This is a genomic window from Winogradskyella psychrotolerans, from assembly GCF_018860545.1.
Lineage (GTDB): Bacteria > Bacteroidota > Bacteroidia > Flavobacteriales > Flavobacteriaceae > Winogradskyella > Winogradskyella psychrotolerans_A.
Genome location: NZ_JAHKPN010000026.1, coordinates 1 through 21889 on the forward strand (window position 1 = coordinate 1; position 21889 = coordinate 21889).

Sequence of the window (21889 nt, forward strand, 5' to 3'; positions counted from 1 at the left end):
TTATCTCAGTTCTTTGTTGCCAGTAGTTTTTATTCAACTTCAAATTCTTTTTCAAACCAAGATTCAAGTTCTCCACTTCTTTCATAATATTTTAAAATTCCGCTTATTTTATATATTCCACTCTCTAAAGAATCAAATTCAATATCTGCGAAAGAATAGTTGTCTTTTAATTTGTAATATATTTTCTTTTCTTGTCCATTAAAATTAATACTGTTGATAATAATGTCTCTATTATCAGGTACAGATTGTCCATATTTAGACGTTAGAGTAAGTTTAATTCCGTTTTCAGTTTTGCTGGCTATAATACTATCGATACCTCTCGTATATGTTGGTGATGTTAAAGTAAATCCATTCGCATATTGAAAGGCGTTACTCATTGCTATAACAAGTCTGTTTTTTAAATGATTTAGAATTAATTCATTGGAATTTGTTTTTGGTTTTTTAAATTCTTCCAATGAATAATGTGTTATGTTTTTTACGATTTCCTTAGCTTTTCTAAATATATGATTTGATTCTGAAATTGTTTTATCTATATCAGCTTCTTCAGTCAAAATTAAACTGTCAATTTTGAATATTAATAAATCAAATTGTGAATCCAATTTATCAAGCTCATCAATTTTTACTGAAGGTAGTTCTTGAATTAAAGTATGATAATCTCTTCTCTCTGATTTTAAAATTCTATTATTAAACTCAAAATTTGTTTTTAAAAATGAGTTCATTTCTTTCAATTCGTCTGTTTTTTTGTTACAAGCGAAAAATGTTAGAACTATGGCGAAATAAATTAAAAATTGGTTTTTCATTTAATCTTTAAATATCAATTCATTCGATTTGGTCAAATTACTGCCAACTAGTTATATAGTAACTTTTATTAGCGATATCCCGCAAATACATCAGGGTATGAGAATTTTTGAGTTACTGTTGTCTTGTAAAGATAACAGATAAATAACCTAAAACAAGGTAAAAGTTTTGAGGGTCATGTGTTAATAGTTTTTGCCCTTTTAAGATTATACTACGCTTTTAGTCAACATAAGCAGGCCATTCGCTATTCATAAAACTTGTATGTCATAGCCTATTGAACAGACGTGTTTCATAATAAGTTGCCAATATCTTAATCTCCCAAGAAATTAGCTGTAACTTCGCGCCAAATTAAAGGAGTGACCTAAATACTATTTCAAGTACGGAATAATAAATTATAGAGTTTGCTTCATAAACTTTATATATGTCATTTAAATCTTTGGGCCTATCTGAGCCTTTACTTAAAGCTATCCAGAAAAAAGGATACGAAACACCTTCTCCAATTCAAGCAAAAGCCATTCCTCCTGTATTAGAAGGAAAAGATGTTTTAGCTTCAGCACAAACCGGAACCGGAAAAACGGCTGGTTTTACACTGCCATTACTTCACTTGTTGTCCGATAATACAGCCCAAAGGCACAGGCCTATTAGAGCGTTAATCTTAACTCCAACACGTGAGTTGGCAGCACAAGTTTTTGCGAATGTAAAAGAGTATAGCGAGTTCTTAAACATTAGAAGTACCGTTATTTTTGGTGGAGTCAACCAGAAACCGCAAGTCAATAAATTAAGTCAGGGTGTTGATGTTTTAGTGGCCACTCCAGGCCGTTTAATTGATTTAGAGAATCAAGGAGTATTATCCTTAAATAAAGTGGATATATTTGTTTTAGACGAAGCCGACCGTATGTTAGATATGGGGTTTTTACGTGATATTGAACGCGTTATGAAACTAATGCCAGCTAAGCGACAAAATTTGATGTTCTCAGCAACGTTTTCTAAAGACATTAAGAAATTAGCCTATTCAATTCTTAATAATCCAGTACAAGTTGAGGCGACTCCAGAAAACACAGCGGTTGAAGTTATTGAACAAAAGGTTTACAGAGTTGCTAAAGGCAAAAAAACAGGCTTAATTATTAAGTTAATTTCTGATGGAAATTGGAAACAAGTACTCGTGTTCAATAGAACCAAACACGGAGCCAACAAACTTTGTAAAAAGATGATTAGTGCTGGTATTACAGCAGCTGCGATTCATGGTAATAAAAGTCAAGGTGCGAGAACAAAAGCCTTAGCTGGATTTAAAAATGGTTCGGTTAGAGTTTTGGTAGCTACTGATATTGCTGCACGAGGTTTAGATATTCCATTACTGCCACATGTTATTAATTTTGAATTGCCTAATATTTCTGAAGACTACGTACATAGAATTGGTAGGACAGGTAGAGCGGGGGCGAGTGGAGAAGCTATTTCTTTAGTGAGTGCAGATGAAACAACGTATTTGCGTGATATTGAGAAGTTAATTGATATGAAGATTGAAGTCGAAATCCTTGAAGGTTTTGAACCCGATCCTAACGCTTCAACCCAACCGATAAAACCAGGACAGAATAGAAATCAAGGACGACGTAGAAATTCTAATAATTCTAATTCCGGCAAATCTAAAGGTTCAAATTCAGACCGAAATAAGAATAGAAACAGAAATCGTAATAGAAATAACGATAGCAAACGCTAAGTAATGACATCAGCTTTAAAAGATAAAATCATTGACGTTTGCGATAAAAAGATAGCTCAAAAAGGGACAAATGTTGGCATTTCATTTTATGCGTTTTTTAAAAACAAAAATGATAATCCACAATTACTAATGGAAGCTGCAACATGGTGGATAGCAACCCATCAGTTAGATCATTTTGAAAAAGCAGTTAAGATTAAGAAGCTAGTCCAGAATTAGTTGTCGTTCCGGCGCAGGCAGGAATCCACTTAAGTATAAAAAAAAAACAGATTCCTGCTTTTGCAGGAATGACAGAATTATGACATCACAACCCAACAACCCACTTCACGGAGTAAAGCTTGAACAGATTATCACTGATCTACAAGCGCATTATGGTTGGGAATATATGGGTTATCAGATCAATATTCGCTGTTTTACGCACGATCCATCTGTAAAATCGAGTTTAAAGTTTTTAAGACGTACACCTTGGGCAAGAACTAAGGTGGAACAGATGTATTTGGATTATTTAAAAAAGAATAAAAAATAATCTTTTATTTTAAATTTAAAATGACAGCAGTTGTATAGCGTTATAGTTTATGTAGTGTTTTCCCTTTTTTCTTATCTATATAATGTCGTAACACTCCGCCTCTAACATTATTAACATCAAACTCAACAATAAAAGCATTGTCGTCGATATTTTCAATAATACGATGCATTTTTTTGATGTCTATACGATTAATGATGGTGTGAATAATATCAAAATCTTGCTGTGGCTCAGAACTTCCAAAACCTTTAGACCCTTTGTAAGTGGTAAGGCCAACACCTAATTCCATCATAATGGCGCGCTTAATTTCAACGTATTCATTTGAAACGATAGTGACCCCAATAAAATCCTCAAAACCTTCAATGGTTAAATCGGTTACTTTGGCGGTGACAATATAGGTAAGAATAGAGTAGAGCGCAATTTCAACGGAAACAACAACAGCTGTGATGCTGAATAGCACAATATTGAACATAAGAATGACTTTACCAATACTGAGACCAAATTTGTCATTAAGATAGATACCTAAAATTTCCGAGCCATCTAAAACCGATCCATTTCTAATGGCAATGCCAATACCTCCACCTAAACATAAGCCGCCAAAAATTGAAATAAGTAGTTTGTCGTCTGTGATTGTGTCATAATTCCCAAAATGAATTAATGACGCAAAACCAAGAATACTAAGAATAGATTTTATCACAATGCGTTTAGATACCGTATAATATCCAAGAATTAAAAATGGTAAACTAAATATAATAAGTAAGACTGAAATGTTGATACCAAGTAGCCGATTAACAAGTAGTGCTATTCCGGTTACACCTCCGTCTAGAAAACCATTGGGTAATAAAAAAGCTTTTAAACCAATACTAGCTAAAATGATGCCTAAGGTGATTTGGCCAAATTCAGAAAAAAAGTTATATGTTTTAGAGTGTTTCAAATGTTACGTTTTTGTTCAGTAAAAGTTACAAAAACCAATTAAAACTCAATTATTTTGGGATAGTTATTTACAGTTTATTTTAAGTGTTAAGTTAAAACCCTTAATTATTTTTAATTTGGCGTAGGCCTTCATATACAATGATGCCTACAGCATTGGCTAAATTTAGACTTCTTATGGCCTCGCTATATAGCGGAATTTTGAAAAGTTGTGCTTTATGACGCTCAATGAGTGGTTTGGGTAACCCCACAGATTCTTTTCCAAAAACTAAAAACATGTCATTTTCAAATGTAATGTCCCAATGACTCTGTGTGCCATGACTAGATAAAAACACCATTTTAGCATCTTTGTTTTTCATGAAAAAGTCTTCCACGTTATCGTAATAGATAACGTCTAAATGTTGCCAGTAATCAAGGCCTGCACGTTTTAAACGTTTGTCGTCAATTTCAAAACCAAAAGGTTTTACTAAGTGCAATGTAGATCCTGAAGCTAATGCTAAACGACCAATATTACCAGTGTTATTTGGGATTTCGGGTTCAATGAGAACGATGTTAAGCGGCATTTTTGCGAGTAAGTTTTATAATAATTAATCTTAGTAATAGCACAAATGGAAATCCGTGAAATACAACATCAAACCAATCTTTCATAGTCATGCCATTGGCTCCACCTGCAATCCATCGTATTTTACCTATAATATGCGGTTCGGGAAAGAATGGAGCTAAACCTAAAGTTAGGCAGAGTAGGATTATTAATTTCCAATCGTTGAGTAATTTCATCATATAAAAAAGTCTATCCAAAGATATGAATAGACTTTATAATATTTAGTTTTCAGCACTTACTTTTTTGATTGCTGACTTTTTATAGTTTTTTTATCAATGTCAAACTCATTTGTTTTCTGATTGACATTAGCAGTCAAATTTGTAGGATTTGTTTGCTCTTTCGTTGTTTTAAATTTCTTTCTATCTTCAATAATTCCCATAATTTTATAATTTTTTGTTCACTTTTAATATTATAAGGAATTATAGCTGTAAGGACTCATAAGGTTGTCATAAAATCGAAGGTTAAAACGTTAAAACCCTTTAAGATTTACTTCTAATAAGATTGACAAATTGATCTATGGAGTCTATACCTTTATTCGTTAAATGTTTAATGAATGCACTTCCAATTATGGCTCCTTTTCCGTATTGCGTAGCTTGGGCAAAGGTTTCGTTATTTGAAATACCAAAACCTACAATTTGAGGATTATCTAATGTCATATCAGCAATACGTTTAAAATAATCAGTTTGCTCATTTCCAAAACCAGAACTGCTTCCTGTGACGCTAGCTGAACTTACCATATAAATAAATCCGTTAGACACCGAGTCAATATAACGAATACGTTCGTCTGACGTTTGTGGAGTTATTAAGAACACATTGATGAGACCATACGTCTCAAACGTAGATTTGTAGTCAGAATGATATACATCAACAGGTAAATCTGGAATAATAAGTCCATCAATTCCAATCTCTTGGCATTTTTTGCAGAAGGCTTCAACACCATATTGCAATATCGGATTAAAATAACCCATGATGATTAACGGAATAGACACTGTTTTTCTGATGTCTTTGAGTTGCTCAAATAACAATTCTGAAGTCATTCCATTTTTTAAAGCTTCAGTAGAACTCGCTTGTATGGTTGGGCCATCAGCTAAAGGGTCACTAAAAGGCAATCCGATTTCTATCATATCAACACCACTTTTTTCAAGGTGTTCAATAATAGTAACCGTATCGTTAATCTTTGGATAGCCTGCTGTGAAATATATAGACAGTAGTTTATTGTTTTGGTCTAGTTTTTGATTTATTCTGTTCAAAATATAGGTTTTGTTAGTCTGAAATGTTATCAGGGTAATTGATGCTAAATAAGCAGGCAATTTACGGAAAAACTGAGAGATATTAGGATTTCATAGCAACATAAAAACGAAATCACTCAATCTCGTAATCTCTTAAAACGCACTATTTAATAATGACAATATAACACAGCCAACTTTATTTTAATAACTCCGTGTATAATTATAACCAATTTCTATCGTTATAGATTTGGTATTGAATTATATTTGTATCAACATAAAATCATCAATAAAACACTTATCAAATGATGTACTTCAAAAGACAGTTAATCATCGTTTTTCTTATAATTTCTTCCGTTGGTATGGCGCAAAAATCGGCGATCTATACGAATGATTTACAGGATTATCAAAAAGCCTTAACGTTGTATAATAATAATCAGTTTAAGGCAGCACAATCACTATTTAACGATGTACAATTTAGTACAGATGATAGCACAATTCAGTCTGATTGTGCTTATTATATTGCCAATTGTGCGGTACGTTTAAACCAGAATAATGCGGATGATCTTATTACGGATTTTGTGGAAGATTATCCGACCAGTACAAAAAAGAATACCGCATTTTTAGATGTAGCAGACTATTATTTTAACAATGGTAAATATGCCTACGCACGCAAATGGTACGATAGAGTTGATGAACGAAATATGGCTGTGGCCGAAAAAGAACGCTTTAATTTTAACTATGGTTATACGCTGTATTCAACAAAAGATGAAAAGAAAGCGACTAAGTATTTAAACCGTGTGATTAATTCAAAAGAATACGGTTCGCAAGCCAAGTATTATATTGGTTTTATGGCGTATCAAGGTGATGATTATGATACAGCAAATGAGTATTTTGACCAAGTGAGCGATAATGAAAAGTATAAAGAGAAGTTATCCTATTATCAGGCCGACTTAAATTTTAAGTTAGGAAAGTTTGAAAAGGCCATTGAACTTGCTGAAGCACAATTACCTAAAAGTAATGCAGCGGAAAGGTCTGAATTATCAAAAATTATTGGTGAAAGTTATTTTAATCTTGAACAGTATGCAGAAGCCATTCCTTACTTAAAAGACTATAAGGGTAAAGACCGAAAATGGAATAATACCGATTATTACCAATTGGGTTACGCGCATTACAAACAAAATGATTTTGAAAGTGCGATTTCAGAGTTCAATAAAATTATAGGAGGAGATAATCCTGTAGCTCAGAATGCATACTACCATTTAGGTGAGAGTTATATTAATTTAGATAAAAAGCCAGAAGCTTTAAACGCATTTAGAAATGCATCACAAATGGATTATGATTTAAAAATTCAAGAAGATGGGTGGTTAAATTATGCGAAGATTAGTTATGATATTGGAAATCCATACCAATCCGTACCCCAGGTTTTAACGGGCTATTTAAAGCAATACCCAAACACGAGTTATAAAGACGAAGTTGAAACCTTATTAATCGACTCTTATATTACGTCTAAGAATTACAAGGAAGCCTTAGAACTTTTAAAAGGTAAAAATAGTTTTGAAAATAAAGCGGCTTACCAAAAAGTAGCCTTTTTTAGAGCTGTAGAATTGTATAATGAGAATAAGTACAACGAAGCCTTAACGCTTTTTAATGGATCACTTAAAGAGCCAAGAGACCCGATGTTTGTTGCTAAAGCCACGTTCTGGAAAGCGGAAACAGAATACAATTTAACCAATTACAACGAAGCTTTAATTGGTTTTAAACAGTTTGATGGGTTTAGTGAATCTTCAAGTTTACCAGAAAATGAATATCTAAACTACAACTTAGCATATACCTATTTTAAGTTGAAGGATTATACAAACGCTTCCAATTATTTTGAAAAATTCATTCAAAATAAATCAACTGACAGATTGCGTCAAAATGATGCGTATTTGAGATTAGCGGATGGTTATTTTGTGTCTAGTAAATATAATGATGCTATTGCGGCTTATAAAAAGGCCATTCAGATTAATGAAATTGAATCGGATTATGCCGCGTTTCAAGTAGCTATGAGTGAAGGCTATTTAGGACGTGGTTCCGATAAAATTTCGGCATTAAATTCGTTTATAAACACGTATCCAAAATCAGCTTTACGTGATGATGCCATGTACGAGTTAGCTAATTCGTATGTGAAATCTAACGAGACCGATAAAGCCATGCAAATGTATGATCGCTTAAATTCTGAATACAAAACAAGCGCATTCACGTCTAAAGCATTATTGCGTCAAGGTTTAGTGTATTATAACGGGAATGATAATACACGTGCCTTGACAAAATTCAAAAAAGTAGCGACGGACTTTCCTGGTTCTGGTGAGGCTGTTCAGGCGGTATCAACCATACGTTTAATTTATATCGATTTAGGTAAAGTAGATGAGTATGCCACTTGGGTAAGAACTTTAGATTACGTTGAAATTTCTGATGTAGAATTAGATAATACAACTTATTTAGCGGCAGAAAAGCCATATTTAGATAATGATACGGATAAGGCTATTCGTCAATTTAATACGTATTTAAATCAGTTTCCTAAGGGGATTCATAATTTAAAAGCGCATTTCTATATCGCGCAGTTGTATTACAAGAAAAATTTATTCGATAATGCACAACCCCATTACAAAGCGGTTGTAGAGTCGCCAAAATCTGAATACACAGAACAAGCTATAATTAAATTAAGTGAAATTTATTTAAGTAAATCGGATTGGGACAAAGCCATTCCAGTATTACAAAGATTAGAAATAGAGGCCGATTATCCGCAGAATATCATCTATGCACAATCTAACCTAATGAACGCTTATTATCAAACGGAAGATTATGTAAAAGCTGAAAGCTATGCTGAAAAAGTATTGAGCAATCCAAAATTAGATAACAAAGTTAAAAGCGATGCTAAATTAATCATTGCACGTTCAGCGATTAAAACAGGAAACGAGGATAAAGCGAAAACCGCATATGCTGAGGTTGAAAAAATTGCTACAGGAAGTGTTGCTGCAGAAGCACTTTACTACAATGGTTATTTTAAAAACAAGGCAGGAGACTACGAAGCTTCTAACACAACTATTCAGAAACTCGCTAAGGATTATGGTAGTTATAAATTGTATAGTGCCAAAGGTTTGGTAGTGATGGCTAAGAATTTTTATGCTTTAGGGGATGCGTTCCAAGCAACATACATATTGGAAAGTGTAGTGAGCAACTTCCCAGATTTTACGGATGTTGTCAATGAAGCAAAAACAGAATTAGATAAAATAAAAGTAGAGGAAGCCAAAACGAATTCATCAATCGAAACAGACGATAACTAAGTGCCTGCGAAAGCAGGTATCTCAGAGTTGAAATTCGACAACTTAATTTTAAGTAATGAAAAAACTAAAACAACTTACATTATATATTCCAATCTTATTACTAACATTTACACTAACATCATGTGGAGAAGACGACGAAACACCTCTAGAAGAAGATGTGTTTTCGGGTTGTTGTTCAGGATTGACCTCATTTGGTGAAGATGTGGACAATTTAGATCAATCTCAAGGTGAAATAATAGCTGATAATATATTCACGCCAAATGGAGACGGAGTCAATGATTATTTTCCAATAGAAAATATTGAATTATATAATAATCATGAGGTTACTATTTATTCAATTGATGATGAGGTTGTTTTTCAAAGTACAGATTATGGTTCTGGTTTTAATAATTTATTTCCTGTTCAAACTCAAGGTCAATTTGGAGTTGATGGATTAGCAGATGGAACTTATAAATACAAAATTGTTGTAGAAAATGAGGAAACATTCAAAAAATCAGGTCTCTTTTGTTTATTCACTAATAATCCTTCTATTGAACAAAATTTTGCAGAATGTGACCCCTTACAGCCAGGCGAATTCGATCAGATATTAACTGGTTTATAGAGTTAGATAGTTTCAATCAAATCAAAATAATATACATGAAAATTAAATATATAATCTTATCAATCTTCTCTTTGAGTTTAACTATAAGTTATGCCCAAGAAAAAGACACCATAGCAGACCAAACGGTTAATGTTATAAAACCATATACTCCAACAATTTCGGATGCCTTTAAGATTAAGGATAATCCTAAGTTAAACGACTCCAATGCGGTAAAGAAAAAGGAAATTAAGTATAATATTTTCTCCATTCCTGTGGCATCCACGTTTACACCAGCCAAAGGAAAAGCGGCAACGGTAGATAAGGCTAAAGCTATAAAATTGTATGATAATTATGCCTCTTTAGGTTTTGGATCATACACTACTATTTTGGGTGAAGTTTATCTTAACTATGAGTTAAGTAGAGATGAGAATGTTGGTGGTTATTTTAGTCACCATTCGTCACAAGGAGGAATCGATGATTTGGTATTGGATGATGATTTTTCTAAGACGAAGCTGAACGCTTACTATAAAAAAAGTGATCGGGATTTTACGTGGCAAGTTGATGGTGGATTCAATTTACAAACCTATAATTGGTATGGTGTCTCACAAGATTATTATTTAGAAAATGATCTAGATGATATTGATGCTGGCCAGACCTATAATGACTTGTACGTTGGTGGTAAAATTGATTTTGAAGATGCTATTGTAAAAGATGCAAGCCTTCGATTTAGACGTTTTGGCGATAATCATGATTCTGGAGAAAATAGATTAGTTGCTAAAACTAGTTTTGATTTTCCTATTCAAGATGAAATTATTAATGCAGAACTTTCAGTCGATTATATTGGTGGCACGTTCGATAGAAATTTAGAAAATACAGCGGAAATTAATTATGGAAATGTGTCATTAGGATTTGCACCGTCTTACCAAATGACTCAAGATGATTTAACCTTAGATTTAGGTGTTAAATTAGTCTATCTTAATGATACAGAGTTTAGTGAGAGTAAGTTTTTTATCTATCCAAATATTGAAGCATCTTACCGTTTAGTTGATGAGTTATTAATTGCTTTTGGTGGACTCAAAGGGGATTTAATCCAGAATTCTTATTATGATTTCGTAAATGAAAATCCATTTGTGTCTCCGTCTTTATTCATTACGCCAACCGATCAGCAGTATACAACGTTTGTTGGTGTAAAAGGGAAACTGACAAATAGTATCGGTTACAATTTAAAAGCGAACTATGCCTCAGAAAAGAATAAAGCCTTGTATAAATCAAATCCGGCTTCAAATGATCCACTAACGGAATATCAGTATGGAAATTCATTCAACGTAACTTATGATGATGTTACGACCTTCTCGATAGCAGGTGAATTGAATGTAGATTTTAATAGAAATTTCACCTTAGGTTTAAAAGGAGAGTTTTTTGCGTACAATACAGATAATCAATCTGAAGCATGGAACTTACCAGATCTAAAAGCCTCTCTATTCTTAGATTATCAAATTTCTGAACAGTGGTTTGCGGGATCAAGTTTATTCTTTGTAGGTGAGCGTAAAGATCAGAGACTATTTGTAGATGAATTAAATCCATTGAATAATACGGTTGAAACGGTATCTTTAAATAGTTACTTTGATATTAATGCCCATGTCGGTTATAAAATAAACGATCAGTTATCTGTTTTTGGTAAGGCTAATAATATCGCAAGTCAAAATTACGAACGTTGGTTAAATTTCCCAGTGCAAGGTATTCAAGTACTTGCAGGAGCCACTTATCAGTTTGATTTCTAGTTCCTACGAAAGTAGGAATCTCATAATGTATATTAGCTTGCAAAGACCTTATACGACAAAAGCGTTCCAATTCGGAGCGCTTTTCTTATTTTTACATGGTTCGTCACTTCGAGTGATTTTATTTTTATAAAATTGTATCGAGAAGTTTTAATAGTCAAAATTTTAAGAATGAAATCGAAAGTCCAAGAGTACATAAAAGATAATAGAATTACAATGAGTAAAAAGCTTTTCATAATCCTGACGTTACTTACCATTTTTGCGTGTCAGAAGGATAAACAACAAGTAGATTTAATCGTCACTAATGCAAATATCTATACGGTTGATGATGCTTTTAGTAAAGCAGAGTCATTTGCTGTTAAAGATGGAAAAATCATTGCCGTAGGTAATACCTCCGAAATAGAGAAGACGTACAAAGCCAACGATACACTAAATGCAGATGGTAAAACCATTGTTCCGGGATTTATAGATGCACATTGCCACTTTTTAGGATTAGGTTTTAATCAGCAAGTCGCCAATTTGGTTGGTTCTAAAAGTTTTGAGGAAATGATGAAACGCGTGTTGAATTTTCAAAATAAGCACAACAATGATTTTATTTTAGGAAGAGGTTGGGACCAAAACGACTGGGAAGACAAACAGTTCCCAAATAAAAAATTATTAGATAAATTATACCCAAACACTCCAGTGGCTTTAACGCGTATTGATGGCCATGCCTTATTGGTCAACCAAGCAGCATTAGACTTAGGAGGTGTTACTGTGGATAGTAAAATTGAAGGAGGTGAAGTTGTGATTGAAAATGGTGAACTTACAGGTATTCTCATTGATAATGCTGAATTTTTAGTGATGGAACATTGGCCAATACCGTCTAGAGCAGATATGACGAATGCCTTGTTAGAAGCACAAAAATTATGTTTCGATTTGGGTTTAACCACTGTTGATGATGCGGGATTAACGAAAGAAGCGATTGAAATTATTGACAGTCTTCAAAACACAGGTGATTTAAAAATGCGTATTTACGCGATGGTATCTGCTTCTGAAGATAATTTAGATTATTTTTTAAATCAAGGGATTACTAAGACCGACCGACTAAACGTGCGTTCTTTTAAATTTTATGCCGATGGTGCTTTAGGGTCTCGAGGAGCCATACTTAGAGAACCATATTCTGATAAACCAGGCCATTTAGGCTTATTGGTTACAGATTTAGAAACATTAAGTCAGTCCGCAGAGCGTATTGCAAATTCCGAATTTCAAATGAATACACATGCGATTGGAGACTCAGCAAATCATGCCGTATTGCAAACTTATAATAAAGTTTTAGCAGGAAAAGAAGATCGACGTTGGAGAGTAGAACATGCACAGATTGTATCACCAGAAGATTTTGAGTTGTATAAAAATGTAATGCCATCTATTCAGCCAACCCATGCGACTAGCGATATGTATTGGGCAGAAGATAGAGTAGGAGCAGAACGTATGAAAGGAGCTTATGCCTACAAGCAATTGTTGGAAGCTTACGGAAAAGTCGCTTTAGGAACTGATTTTCCTGTGGAGCAAGTAAGTCCGTTTTTAACATTTTATGCTGCTGTTGCCAGACAAGATTTAAAACAGTTTCCTGAAGGTGGTTTTCAGATTGAAAATGGATTAACTAGAGAAGAAACCTTAAGAGGCATGACAATTTGGGCGGCCTATTCTAATTTTGAAGAGGATGAAAAAGGAAGTATTGAAGTTGGGAAGTTCGCCGATTTTATTGTCTTGGATAAAGATATTATGACGGTGAATGCCAAGCAGATTCCTAATATTAAGGTGTTAACGACTGTGGTTGGTGGTGAGGTGCAGTAATGAAGTTTGAAGCTCGCAAAGTCGCAGAGCCGCTAAGACTTAAATCCAAAAAAATATAGCGCAATTTTCTAAAATAACTTTGCGCCTATGCTATGTTGCGTGAAAATTGTTTACTCAATGAGTCTCTGTACACCTTTGTTTATCTCCATGTCATAAGCTAAAATAGCCTCAATAAAAATTGCTAACGATCTAGATTAAAAAGATAAAACACGGTAGAGGTTGTAGTGCAATAAATGATAAAATTTTTCCGTTCAATCTAAATGAAATATTTATGTTTATTTGTAGTCATTTTTGGTTTGTTTTTTACAGCATGCAAAGCCAAAAAGAGCTCACTAAATTATAGAGTATATTCCTGTGAAGATGGAATAGCAGAAGCTATTAAAGATGCTGGCGAGGGTAATTACGAACTTATTTCCTATGGCTTAATATCTATTATAGAAGTAGATGGTTTTAATCAATTTTACAGGAACCATTTAATCGAAAATTATAATATAATTCTAAGTCTTGATGGTTGCATTGTTACAGAAGGTTCAAATTGTTACAGGGAAAAGATCGAAGAACTTATTTATCAAAGGTATGGCAATGATATATTTGAGTTATCCAAATTGGAAGCAATACAAGAATTTAGAAATACAGAGGAATTTATAAAAGAAATTAAGCCTAAGATTGATTCGGGTAAAATTTATTGGTCATCAATGCTCCATCAACAACCAAAATTTTTAATTGAAGGAAAAGATGAAGATTTATTAAGGTTTTTAGGATTTGCTAAATTTGAAAAAGATGATTATTACACTGATGATTATTGTGTTATCTCATTCAATATAGAAAAAAATGGAACTATTACAGAGATTGAATTTAAAAATTTAAAGACTTCTGAAACTCTGTTTAATGAAGTGCTGTTAGAGAAACTTCATAATATTCCAAAATGGCAACCAGGTCAGTATTTAAATGAGCAAGTGAGGTCTTACGCTTCATATAGAGTGCCGTTACGTTTATTTGAAAAATATCCTCGCTAACTAATTAAAATGTTCTCTTCTTTATAAAGATATAAGGACTGTTGTTTTCGGTAAAGTGTAATAGACGATTTTTGACTCACAACGTCGTAGAGTTGCAAATACTCATGTGGAAAAAAATAGAATGCTATTTGTAGTAATCGTGCGGAAATTGATTGTTAGAATCAATAAATTCTAGGAAGAGATGCAGAGTTTTACTAAAACTTTGCGCCTCCGCACCTCTGCCCGATAATTATTTTCTCCGTGTATCTCTGTGAACCTCCGAGTAACTTTGTGAAATAGCCACTAAAAGAGTCTTGCCAAATAATCAAAATGTTCACCATCTATAACCTTATCACATTTTAAACCAATGGTTAAGCACGCTGTTTTCAACGTTTCAAAATCGAGATACAACCATTTCATAGGGGTTTCTTTTTCGCCTTTATATGACAGAAAATAATCTAATTCCCCAGGATAGCCTTGGTTGAGGTCTAGCCACATGCCGCCATCGTCATCTTCATACATATAAGATATATCTGAGGAGTCTATTAAAATTTGACCATCAGGATTTAAAAGTGATTTCAAATGCTTCAAATAGTGAGCGACTTGTGATAATTCTTGAAAAATCCCAGTACCATTCATCAATAGTAAAATGGTATCAAAAGTCTCTGTTTCTTCTAAAAGAGGTTTTAATTCAGTATTTGTAACACCACGTTTCAGTGCGACTTCAACCGCACCTTTTGAGCTGTCAATCGCTTTTACAGTAACACCTTTGTCTTGCAGCCATAACGCATGACTTCCAGCTCCACACCCCACATCCAACACTTTTCCTTTTGCTAATTGCAACGCGGTTTGTTCTAGTTTAGGCATTTCAGAATAACGTCTAAATAAATAAGGAAGCGGTAAGGAGTCTTCATCTGAAATATTTGTAGATGTGATGATATCCTCAGAATAATTGTCATTCTGATAATCTAATAATGCTTTTCCAAAGAGATCTTTACTCATAGTTATTCATTAGTTCGAGTGAATTCCATTTTTATCGAAATTGTATCGAGAACTTTAATTAAATTTGTGTTATGCAAGATCAAATTAATAATCTTCCTAAGCTTGCCAAAGATAAGCATAAGGAGAATAAAACCTTTTTCACCAAGCTAAAAAAGAAACCGCCAAAGCAGTTGGATTATTTAATGCAAGAGTTACATGAGGAGGAGTTTGAACGTACAGATTGTTTAGAATGCGCAAATTGTTGTAAAACAACAGGACCTTTATTTACATCAAAAGACATTCAGCGGATTTCGAAGTTCTTTAAAATGAAAGAGCAACAATTCATTGCAACGTATTTGCGCTTGGATGAAGAAAACGATTATGTGTTACAATCTGTGCCATGTACATTTTTAGGAGCCGATAATTACTGCTCAATTTATGACGTGCGACCAAAAGCATGCAGTGAATTTCCGCATACAGATCGCAAAAAGTTTCAGCAAATTTCTAACCTAACGTTGAAGAATGTTGCTATTTGTCCAGCAGCATATAATATTGTAGAGGAAATGAAAAAGAGAATTCCGTTATAATAAGTCTGCCTTCGGAATAATTTTTGATGCTTAACTGAATTAAAAAAAGACTATGAATAAATTTATTATTAACGTCCTATTTCTGTTATTTGCTTTCCATCTATCGTATTCTCAAGCATGGATGACCAATTTAGATATAGCTCAAAAACTAGCCTTAACTCAAAACAAAATGGTGTTGATGGTTTGGGAAGAAAGCACCAAATATCCTTATGGGGTATTAGCCAATGATGAGAATGGTAAAATTATTTATATAGAAAGTTTGTTTGAAAGTGAGATTATAAGTCCTTTAATCTGGGAACATTTCGTACCGATAATTGTTAGTGAGTATAAATATGCAGACTTATATGGTGAAATAAAGTATAAGCGATCACAAAAGTATATTAATAAGTTTAATGATGATTCTATAAAAATAATGGATGTTAATGGTAACATTTTAAATGTGTCCAGTGATCCAGAGAGTTTTCAAAATATCACAACTATAATTAATAATTATGCTTTAAATACTGAGTTTGTTTCAACTGAGTTAATTGGGTATAAGACGAAAAAAGATTTTTATTCGGCCTATTATTTAGCTTCAAAATATTTTGACTTTTCATTGTATATGAAAGATTATATTAGATCTGAGTTTATTGATTTAGGAATTATTTATTTAAATGAAGCTACAGAATTTATCGCCACGCAGCCAACCGAAGATCAGTTGGGGTTAACGCAACGTGTAGCCCTTTTAGATCTTCAACAGTATTTAATTTTAAAACGACCAAAAAAAGTACTCAGACAATTAAAACGCATAGATGCGGAAAGCATAGAGCCAAATAATGAGTCATTTATAGCGTTTTTGTATTATACGGCATATCAAATTTTAAACGATGTAACTAACGCAGCTTTATGGGAATCTAAAATTTCTTCAGTAAATTTGAAGAAAGCGCAATTACTTATTAATTTGAATCGTAATTAAGTTCTATAATAATGAAAAAAACGACTATTCTGTTAGTGTTGGTATTTGTATTTAACTGTTCATCGGATGATGATAGTTCTACAAGTCTCGATTTAAATCTATTATATGGTCAATGGTATCGCGTAGGTTTATGTCAAGAGCAAAATAGTTTGTTCTTAGATGCAGATGGAACCTATGAAAGTTTCAGATCAGGAGCCGTAGATTGTGATGATTCAGAACCAGATACTTATAAATTTACAGGAACTTATACCATAAATGGTAATTTTTATAGACCTAACGAGCTTACTCGCGAACTTATTGTTGATGGTACAAACCTTACTGTTTTTGATTTTGAAGACCCCAACCTTAAGAGGGAGATAATTGAGCTGAACGATACCTCATTAGTCATTAAAACCTATATTGATAATGGCAATAATAGCATTGATTTACTAGGGGAATATTCATACGAGCATTAAATATGGAAGACATTATCGCATACTTTGAAACGATTCCTTCTTCTCATAGAAGTCTTATTCTTGTTGGAGGTCTTACTTTTTTCTGGTTATTAGAAGGGGGTATTCCATTATTTAAGTTTAAGTATAAAAAGTGGAGACATGCGGTTCCGAATCTGTTTTTTACGCTGACCACGATTATTATAAATTTCGCCTTGGCGTTTTTATTGTTATGGATGTCAGATTGGGTTACCGCAAATAATTTTGGAATTATAAACTGGTTGCCACCAATGCCGTTATGGTTATATGCTTTGCTAGGAGTTGTATTGCTCGATTTTTTTGGCGCCTATTTAGCTCATTATGTAGAGCATAGAGTAAAACCACTTTGGATGGTACACATTGTACATCATACCGATCACAGTGTAGACACAACCACAGGAAATAGGCATCACCCAATAGAAAGTGTAATTCGGTTTTCATTTACGTTACTTGGTGTTTTTATTGTTGGTACGCCTATTGCTTTGGTGATGATTTACCAAGCGCTGTCTCTTGTATTTACACAATTGACACATGCTAATATTAAAATGCCAAAAGGTTTAGATAAAGCATTAAGCTATGTTATTGTATCTCCGGATATGCATAAAATACATCATCATTATAGATTGCCATACACCGATTCTAACTTTGGGAATATCTTTAGTATCTGGGATCGGATTTTTGGAACCTACATGTACATGGAACGAGAAAATTTGATTTATGGAGTCGATGTGTTTCCGGATGAAGTTAAAAATGGAAACATTAAAGAGTTACTAAAACAACCATTCCAAAAATATGAAACACCAACACTTTCAACAGATGAAGAAATTTAGTGTCTGCATTGTTTTAATATTACTATGTATGAGCTGCAATTCTCAAAAACAGGTGGATATTCAAGGACATAGAGGTTGCAGAGGTTTACTTCCTGAGAATTCCTTGCCCGCTTTTGAAAAAGCCATTGATTTGGGGGTACATACTTTAGAATTGGATATTGTAGTTTCCAAAGACCTTAAAATTGTGGTCTCTCATGAACCTTTTATGAATCCCGTAATTTGTTTAACTCCTAAAGGTGAAACGCTTCCAAATAATTCAGCAAAAGATTATAATTTATATAACATGAGTTATGATGAGATTAAACAATTTGATTGTGGCTCAAAATTTCATCCAACGTATCCTCAGCAAGAAAAACAAAAGACCTACAAACCATTATTATCTGAAGTTTTCGATTTAGTAAAAGCGAAGACATCTGATGTAATGTTTAATATTGAAATTAAATCAGAGCCTAGTTATTATGGCATTTTTACACCACGGCCAGAAGCATACGTAAAATTGGTTTTAGACGAAATTGAAAAGAATGACATGCTAAGTCGAGTGAATCTCCAATCTTTTGATGTGGTAATTCTTGAAGAAATAAAAAATCAATCTCCAAAAATGGAAGTGGCTTTATTAGTTGAAGATAATGAAACTATTGGTGAAAAACTTGAACTGTTATCCTTTAAACCTGAAATAATAAGTCCCTATTTTAAATTATTATCAGAAGAGTCGGTTAAGGATTATCAGGCTAAGGGTTTTCAAGTCATTCCATGGACACTTAACAAAGAAGAAGACATGAAACAAATGCTATCTTGGCAGGTTGATGGTATTATTACAGACTATCCCGATAAGCTCATTAAAATTTTAAAGAAGTAGCGCTTATTTGTACATTATATATTTGAGACGTTTTTTCTTATAAGCTTCCAAATCGTCTTTCCACGTGGCTTTAATTTCTGATTCCGTTAATCCAGCTTCAATCTGTTTTTGTAATTTATCAGTTCCGGCATGCGTTGTAAAATTGGCCGTATTAAACACTTTGCTTTTATCCGTAGCGTTATGGTAAGCATCCATAATATATTTTAAAGTAAATCTACGCTCAGCATTAATCTTAGATAAATCAACTCCATAGCAAATTTCATTTTCATGTTTTGGGTGTTTAGATCCAAAGTTAGGAACGGGAGAATAATTAAAGGTGTAATGATTCTTGTCTAAAAATGGAGCTCCGTAGCGTTGAAACTGAAATTCAGTTCCTCTACCAGCATTGATATTAGTGCCTTCAAATAAACCTAAACTAGGATATAATATTATAGATTGGTCGTTTGGTAAATTTGGTGAAGGTCGCAGAGGCAAGCTGTAGGTTCTATTATGGTTGTAGTTTTCCATTTTAATAACGGTAATGTCACAGGTAACTCCATTGGTTAACCATGCTTCTCCATTAATCATTTTTGCATATTCGCCAATGGTCATACCATGAACTAAAGGAATTGGATGCATACCCAAAAAACTACTGTGCTTTTTTTCTAAAACAGGGCCATCAACATAATTGCCATTAGGGTTCGGACGGTCTAAAATTAAAAGCGGAATATTTTGCTCAGCACAAGCTTCCATTACATAATGCAATGTAGAAATATAAGTGTAAAACCGGACACCAACATCTTGAATATCAAAAACCATAATATCGATATCTTGGAGCTGAGTTTCATTCGGTTTTTTATGTTTGCCATGTAAGGAGTAAATATCTAGACCTGTTTTAGTATCCTTACCGTCTTTTACCAATTCACCAGCATCTGCGGTACCTCTAAACCCATGTTCTGGAGAGAATACTTTTTTTATGTTTACATTTAAACGTAATAATGAATCTACGATATGTGTTTGTCCCGCAGCTTTAAAAACCACGCTCGTTTGGTTGGCAACTACACCAACACGTTTGCCTTTTAATACTGGTAAATATTGTGCGGTTCTATTAGCGCCAACAATTATAGGTTTGTCTATTTCATTTGTTGCATGTAAAGTTCCAGAAAGGTCGTTTAACGCTAAAGTATCAAGCTTTGTGTTTCCGGCATCTTGTTTTATATTATTTCCGCAGGAAAATGTTACAGCGGAAAACCCAATAATTATAGAGAATAAAACTGTATTTTTGAAAACCTTTAAAAGCATATCTAAGAGTGAATTTCGAGTTATTTATAGCTAAACGCATAATTGGCAATAAAACGTATAAAAGTAGTGTATCGGCACCAATAATTAAAATTGGTATCGCAGCAATTGCAATTGGGATTATTGTAATGCTGATTGCTATTGCGACAGGAATTGGCTTGCAACAAAAGATTAGAGATAAGGTTGTAGCATTTAACGGTCATATAGAAATTACCAATTATGATACTAATGCATCCGACGAATCGCAAGTGCCCATTTCTATTAATCAAGAATTTTATCCAAATTTTAAAGATGTTCAAGGTATAAAACACATCCAAGGTGTTGCTCAAAAATTTGCTGTAATTAGAACTGAAACAGATTTTGAAGGAGTTGTTGTTAAAGGCGTTGGACCGGATTATAATTGGGATTATTTTGAAGAGTTTTTAGTTGAAGGCCGTCTTCCAGATTATACAAAAGAACGCAACGAAGACATTCTTATCTCTAGTTATTTAGCCAATCGTTTAGGGTTTAATATTGGTGATAAATTTCAAACCTTGTTCGGGAATCCTTTAAATGACAGTCCTCGTATTATGAGTTTTGAAATTGTTGGGATTTATAATTCTGGTTTTCAAGAGCTCGATGAAAAATTTTGTATTGCAGATTTAAGACATGTGCAACGACTCAATAAATGGGAATCTGATCAAATAGGAAGTTTTGAAGTTTTTATTGATGATTTCTCGCAGATTGAAGAAAAGACGCTTGAGGTCTACAAGACAGTGCCATCTTTAATGAATGCAAGATCTATTACAAGAAAATACTACGCAATTTTTGAATGGATTAAGATTTTTGACAATAATACCTATGGCATTATTGCTATTATGATTATTGTCGCAGGTATTAATATGATTACCGCTTTATTGGTTTTAATTTTAGAACGTACTCAAATGATTGGTATTCTAAAAGCGCTAGGAAGTTCTAATTGGACGATTAGAAAAGTCTTTCTGTACAATGCATCCTACTTAATCGGTCTAGGTTTACTTTGGGGAAATATAATCGGTTTAGGGTTATTATTTGCTCAGAAATATTTTAAACTATTCCCACTTAATCCAGATACGTATTATGTAAATAATGCACCGGTTTATATCAGTTGGGATTATATCATTATATTAAACATTGGCACATTTGTGGCTTGTTTACTAATGTTATTAATTCCTTCAGTCATTATTTCTAAGATTTCTCCAGTAAAAGCGATTCGGTTTGATTAAAAAGCCCTTAGAGTTAGTTGATTGATTTTCGTTAAGACGTTTAAATTTTTCAAAATGAGATGCTGTTCTTTACCGATGCTTGTGAACATTTTTTATCCCTTGTAAATTAGGATTTTTACGAGATTTTTTAATTAGAAGAATTAATCTGAATTTTAATAAAAACTCTCCGTGAATCTTAGCGTATTCTCCATAAAATTCCGCGAAACAACTTAAGTATTTAAACTTTGCTTCTCAGCGCCTTTGCACACATTTTATAATCAAAATAATTTAGTTTATAATTTAAAACAATGGCTCTGTGAATCTTTATGTTTTCTCTGTGGAACTCTGTGTAAAAACTTCCTATTTTTAATAACAAAACATTAATAATTTCAAAATTAGTAA

22 protein-coding genes are annotated in these 21889 nt (G+C 33.2%); 14 read left to right on the forward strand and 8 right to left on the reverse strand.

Annotated elements, in window-relative coordinates; all coding sequences use genetic code 11:
* Nucleotides 1-29: 29 nt before the first annotated feature.
* A complete protein-coding gene (locus KO515_RS09435; protein ID WP_215936123.1) occupies nucleotides 30-728 on the reverse strand; it encodes a hypothetical protein in 699 nt (232 codons plus the stop codon).
* A 491-nt stretch (nucleotides 729-1219) separates the two neighbouring features.
* On the opposite strand from KO515_RS09435, the gene KO515_RS09440 reads away from it, so the two are divergent.
* The 3 genes from KO515_RS09440 (at nucleotide 1220) to KO515_RS09450 (ending at nucleotide 3035) form a co-directional block, all read left to right on the forward strand.
* Nucleotides 1220-2512 (forward strand): DEAD/DEAH box helicase, encoded by a 1293-nt coding sequence (locus KO515_RS09440; RefSeq protein WP_215936124.1) that lies wholly within the window; start codon nucleotides 1220-1222, stop codon nucleotides 2510-2512.
* 3 nt (nucleotides 2513-2515) lie between these two features.
* The gene (locus tag KO515_RS09445) at nucleotides 2516-2728 is read left to right on the forward strand and encodes a DUF6500 family protein (protein WP_215936125.1); all 213 of its coding nucleotides are present in this window, start codon (nucleotides 2516-2518) and stop codon (nucleotides 2726-2728) included.
* A gap of 79 nt (nucleotides 2729-2807) precedes the next feature.
* Entirely contained in the window at nucleotides 2808-3035 is a 228-nt protein-coding gene (locus tag KO515_RS09450; RefSeq protein WP_215936126.1) for a VF530 family DNA-binding protein, read from the forward strand.
* A 40-nt stretch (nucleotides 3036-3075) separates the two neighbouring features.
* Here the strand turns inward: KO515_RS09450 and KO515_RS09455 are convergent, their stop codons facing one another.
* From KO515_RS09455 to trpA, 5 genes are all read right to left on the reverse strand, one after another.
* Nucleotides 3076-3966 (reverse strand): YitT family protein, encoded by an 891-nt coding sequence (locus KO515_RS09455; RefSeq protein ID WP_215936127.1) that lies wholly within the window; start codon nucleotides 3964-3966, stop codon nucleotides 3076-3078.
* Between the two features lie 100 nt (nucleotides 3967-4066).
* Nucleotides 4067-4525 carry a tRNA (cytidine(34)-2'-O)-methyltransferase gene (locus KO515_RS09460; protein WP_215936128.1) on the reverse strand — a complete coding sequence of 153 codons (459 nt, stop codon included), beginning with the start codon at nucleotides 4523-4525 and terminating at the stop codon, nucleotides 4067-4069.
* Nucleotides 4515-4739: a hypothetical protein gene (locus KO515_RS09465; RefSeq protein ID WP_215936261.1), complete on the reverse strand. Its 225-nt coding sequence runs from the start codon at nucleotides 4737-4739 to the stop codon at nucleotides 4515-4517. Before KO515_RS09465 ends, KO515_RS09460 begins: the two co-directional genes overlap by 11 nt.
* 59 nt (nucleotides 4740-4798) lie before the next feature.
* The gene (locus KO515_RS09470; RefSeq protein WP_215936129.1) at nucleotides 4799-4942 is read right to left on the reverse strand and encodes a hypothetical protein; all 144 of its coding nucleotides are present in this window, start codon (nucleotides 4940-4942) and stop codon (nucleotides 4799-4801) included.
* Nucleotides 4943-5042: 100 nt separating this feature from the next.
* Nucleotides 5043-5813, reverse strand: a complete 771-nt coding sequence (gene trpA / locus KO515_RS09475) for a tryptophan synthase subunit alpha (protein WP_215936130.1) — start codon at nucleotides 5811-5813, stop codon at nucleotides 5043-5045.
* Nucleotides 5814-6094: 281 nt separating this feature from the next.
* On the opposite strand from trpA, the gene KO515_RS09480 reads away from it, so the two are divergent.
* The 5 genes from KO515_RS09480 (at nucleotide 6095) to KO515_RS09500 (ending at nucleotide 14328) form a co-directional block, all read left to right on the forward strand.
* Nucleotides 6095-9118 carry a tetratricopeptide repeat protein gene (locus tag KO515_RS09480; RefSeq protein WP_215936131.1) on the forward strand — a complete coding sequence of 1008 codons (3024 nt, stop codon included), beginning with the start codon at nucleotides 6095-6097 and terminating at the stop codon, nucleotides 9116-9118.
* A 55-nt stretch (nucleotides 9119-9173) separates the two neighbouring features.
* Nucleotides 9174-9719: a gliding motility-associated C-terminal domain-containing protein gene (locus tag KO515_RS09485; protein WP_215936132.1), complete on the forward strand. Its 546-nt coding sequence runs from the start codon at nucleotides 9174-9176 to the stop codon at nucleotides 9717-9719.
* Between the two features lie 35 nt (nucleotides 9720-9754).
* Entirely contained in the window at nucleotides 9755-11479 is a 1725-nt protein-coding gene (locus KO515_RS09490; protein WP_215936133.1) for a TonB-dependent receptor, read from the forward strand.
* 168 nt (nucleotides 11480-11647) lie between these two features.
* Nucleotides 11648-13312, forward strand: coding sequence for an amidohydrolase (locus KO515_RS09495; protein ID WP_252723831.1), 1665 nt, complete (start codon nucleotides 11648-11650; stop codon nucleotides 13310-13312).
* Nucleotides 13313-13572: 260 nt separating this feature from the next.
* Nucleotides 13573-14328 carry a hypothetical protein gene (locus tag KO515_RS09500; protein WP_215936134.1) on the forward strand — a complete coding sequence of 252 codons (756 nt, stop codon included), beginning with the start codon at nucleotides 13573-13575 and terminating at the stop codon, nucleotides 14326-14328.
* Between the two features lie 282 nt (nucleotides 14329-14610).
* Here KO515_RS09500 and KO515_RS09505 read toward each other — a convergent pair whose 3' ends face one another.
* Nucleotides 14611-15309, reverse strand: coding sequence for a class I SAM-dependent methyltransferase (locus tag KO515_RS09505; RefSeq protein ID WP_215936135.1), 699 nt, complete (start codon nucleotides 15307-15309; stop codon nucleotides 14611-14613).
* Nucleotides 15310-15380: 71 nt separating this feature from the next.
* Between KO515_RS09505 and KO515_RS09510 the strand changes: the two genes are divergently transcribed.
* Genes KO515_RS09510 through KO515_RS09530 form a run of 5 tightly spaced genes read left to right on the forward strand, consistent with a single transcriptional unit; the run spans nucleotide 15381 to nucleotide 18986 of the window.
* On the forward strand, nucleotides 15381-15875 hold the full coding sequence (locus KO515_RS09510; RefSeq protein ID WP_215936136.1) for a YkgJ family cysteine cluster protein: 495 nt from the start codon (nucleotides 15381-15383) through the stop codon (nucleotides 15873-15875).
* A gap of 52 nt (nucleotides 15876-15927) precedes the next feature.
* Nucleotides 15928-16830 (forward strand): hypothetical protein, encoded by a 903-nt coding sequence (locus KO515_RS09515; protein ID WP_215936137.1) that lies wholly within the window; start codon nucleotides 15928-15930, stop codon nucleotides 16828-16830.
* Nucleotides 16831-16841: 11 nt separating this feature from the next.
* Nucleotides 16842-17285 (forward strand): hypothetical protein, encoded by a 444-nt coding sequence (locus KO515_RS09520; RefSeq protein ID WP_215936138.1) that lies wholly within the window; start codon nucleotides 16842-16844, stop codon nucleotides 17283-17285.
* Between the two features lie 2 nt (nucleotides 17286-17287).
* Complete coding sequence (locus KO515_RS09525) at nucleotides 17288-18130, forward strand: sterol desaturase family protein (RefSeq protein ID WP_215936139.1); 843 nt, start codon at nucleotides 17288-17290, stop codon at nucleotides 18128-18130.
* Nucleotides 18093-18986: a glycerophosphodiester phosphodiesterase gene (locus KO515_RS09530; protein ID WP_252723832.1), complete on the forward strand. Its 894-nt coding sequence runs from the start codon at nucleotides 18093-18095 to the stop codon at nucleotides 18984-18986. The genes KO515_RS09525 and KO515_RS09530 overlap by 38 nt, the downstream gene beginning before the upstream one ends.
* 3 nt (nucleotides 18987-18989) lie before the next feature.
* Here the strand turns inward: KO515_RS09530 and KO515_RS09535 are convergent, their stop codons facing one another.
* Nucleotides 18990-20267: an exo-beta-N-acetylmuramidase NamZ family protein gene (locus KO515_RS09535; RefSeq protein WP_215936140.1), complete on the reverse strand. Its 1278-nt coding sequence runs from the start codon at nucleotides 20265-20267 to the stop codon at nucleotides 18990-18992.
* Nucleotides 20268-20275: 8 nt separating this feature from the next.
* On the opposite strand from KO515_RS09535, the gene KO515_RS09540 reads away from it, so the two are divergent.
* Nucleotides 20276-21508: an ABC transporter permease gene (locus KO515_RS09540; protein ID WP_215936141.1), complete on the forward strand. Its 1233-nt coding sequence runs from the start codon at nucleotides 20276-20278 to the stop codon at nucleotides 21506-21508.
* The last annotated feature ends 381 nt before the right edge of the window (nucleotides 21509-21889 follow it).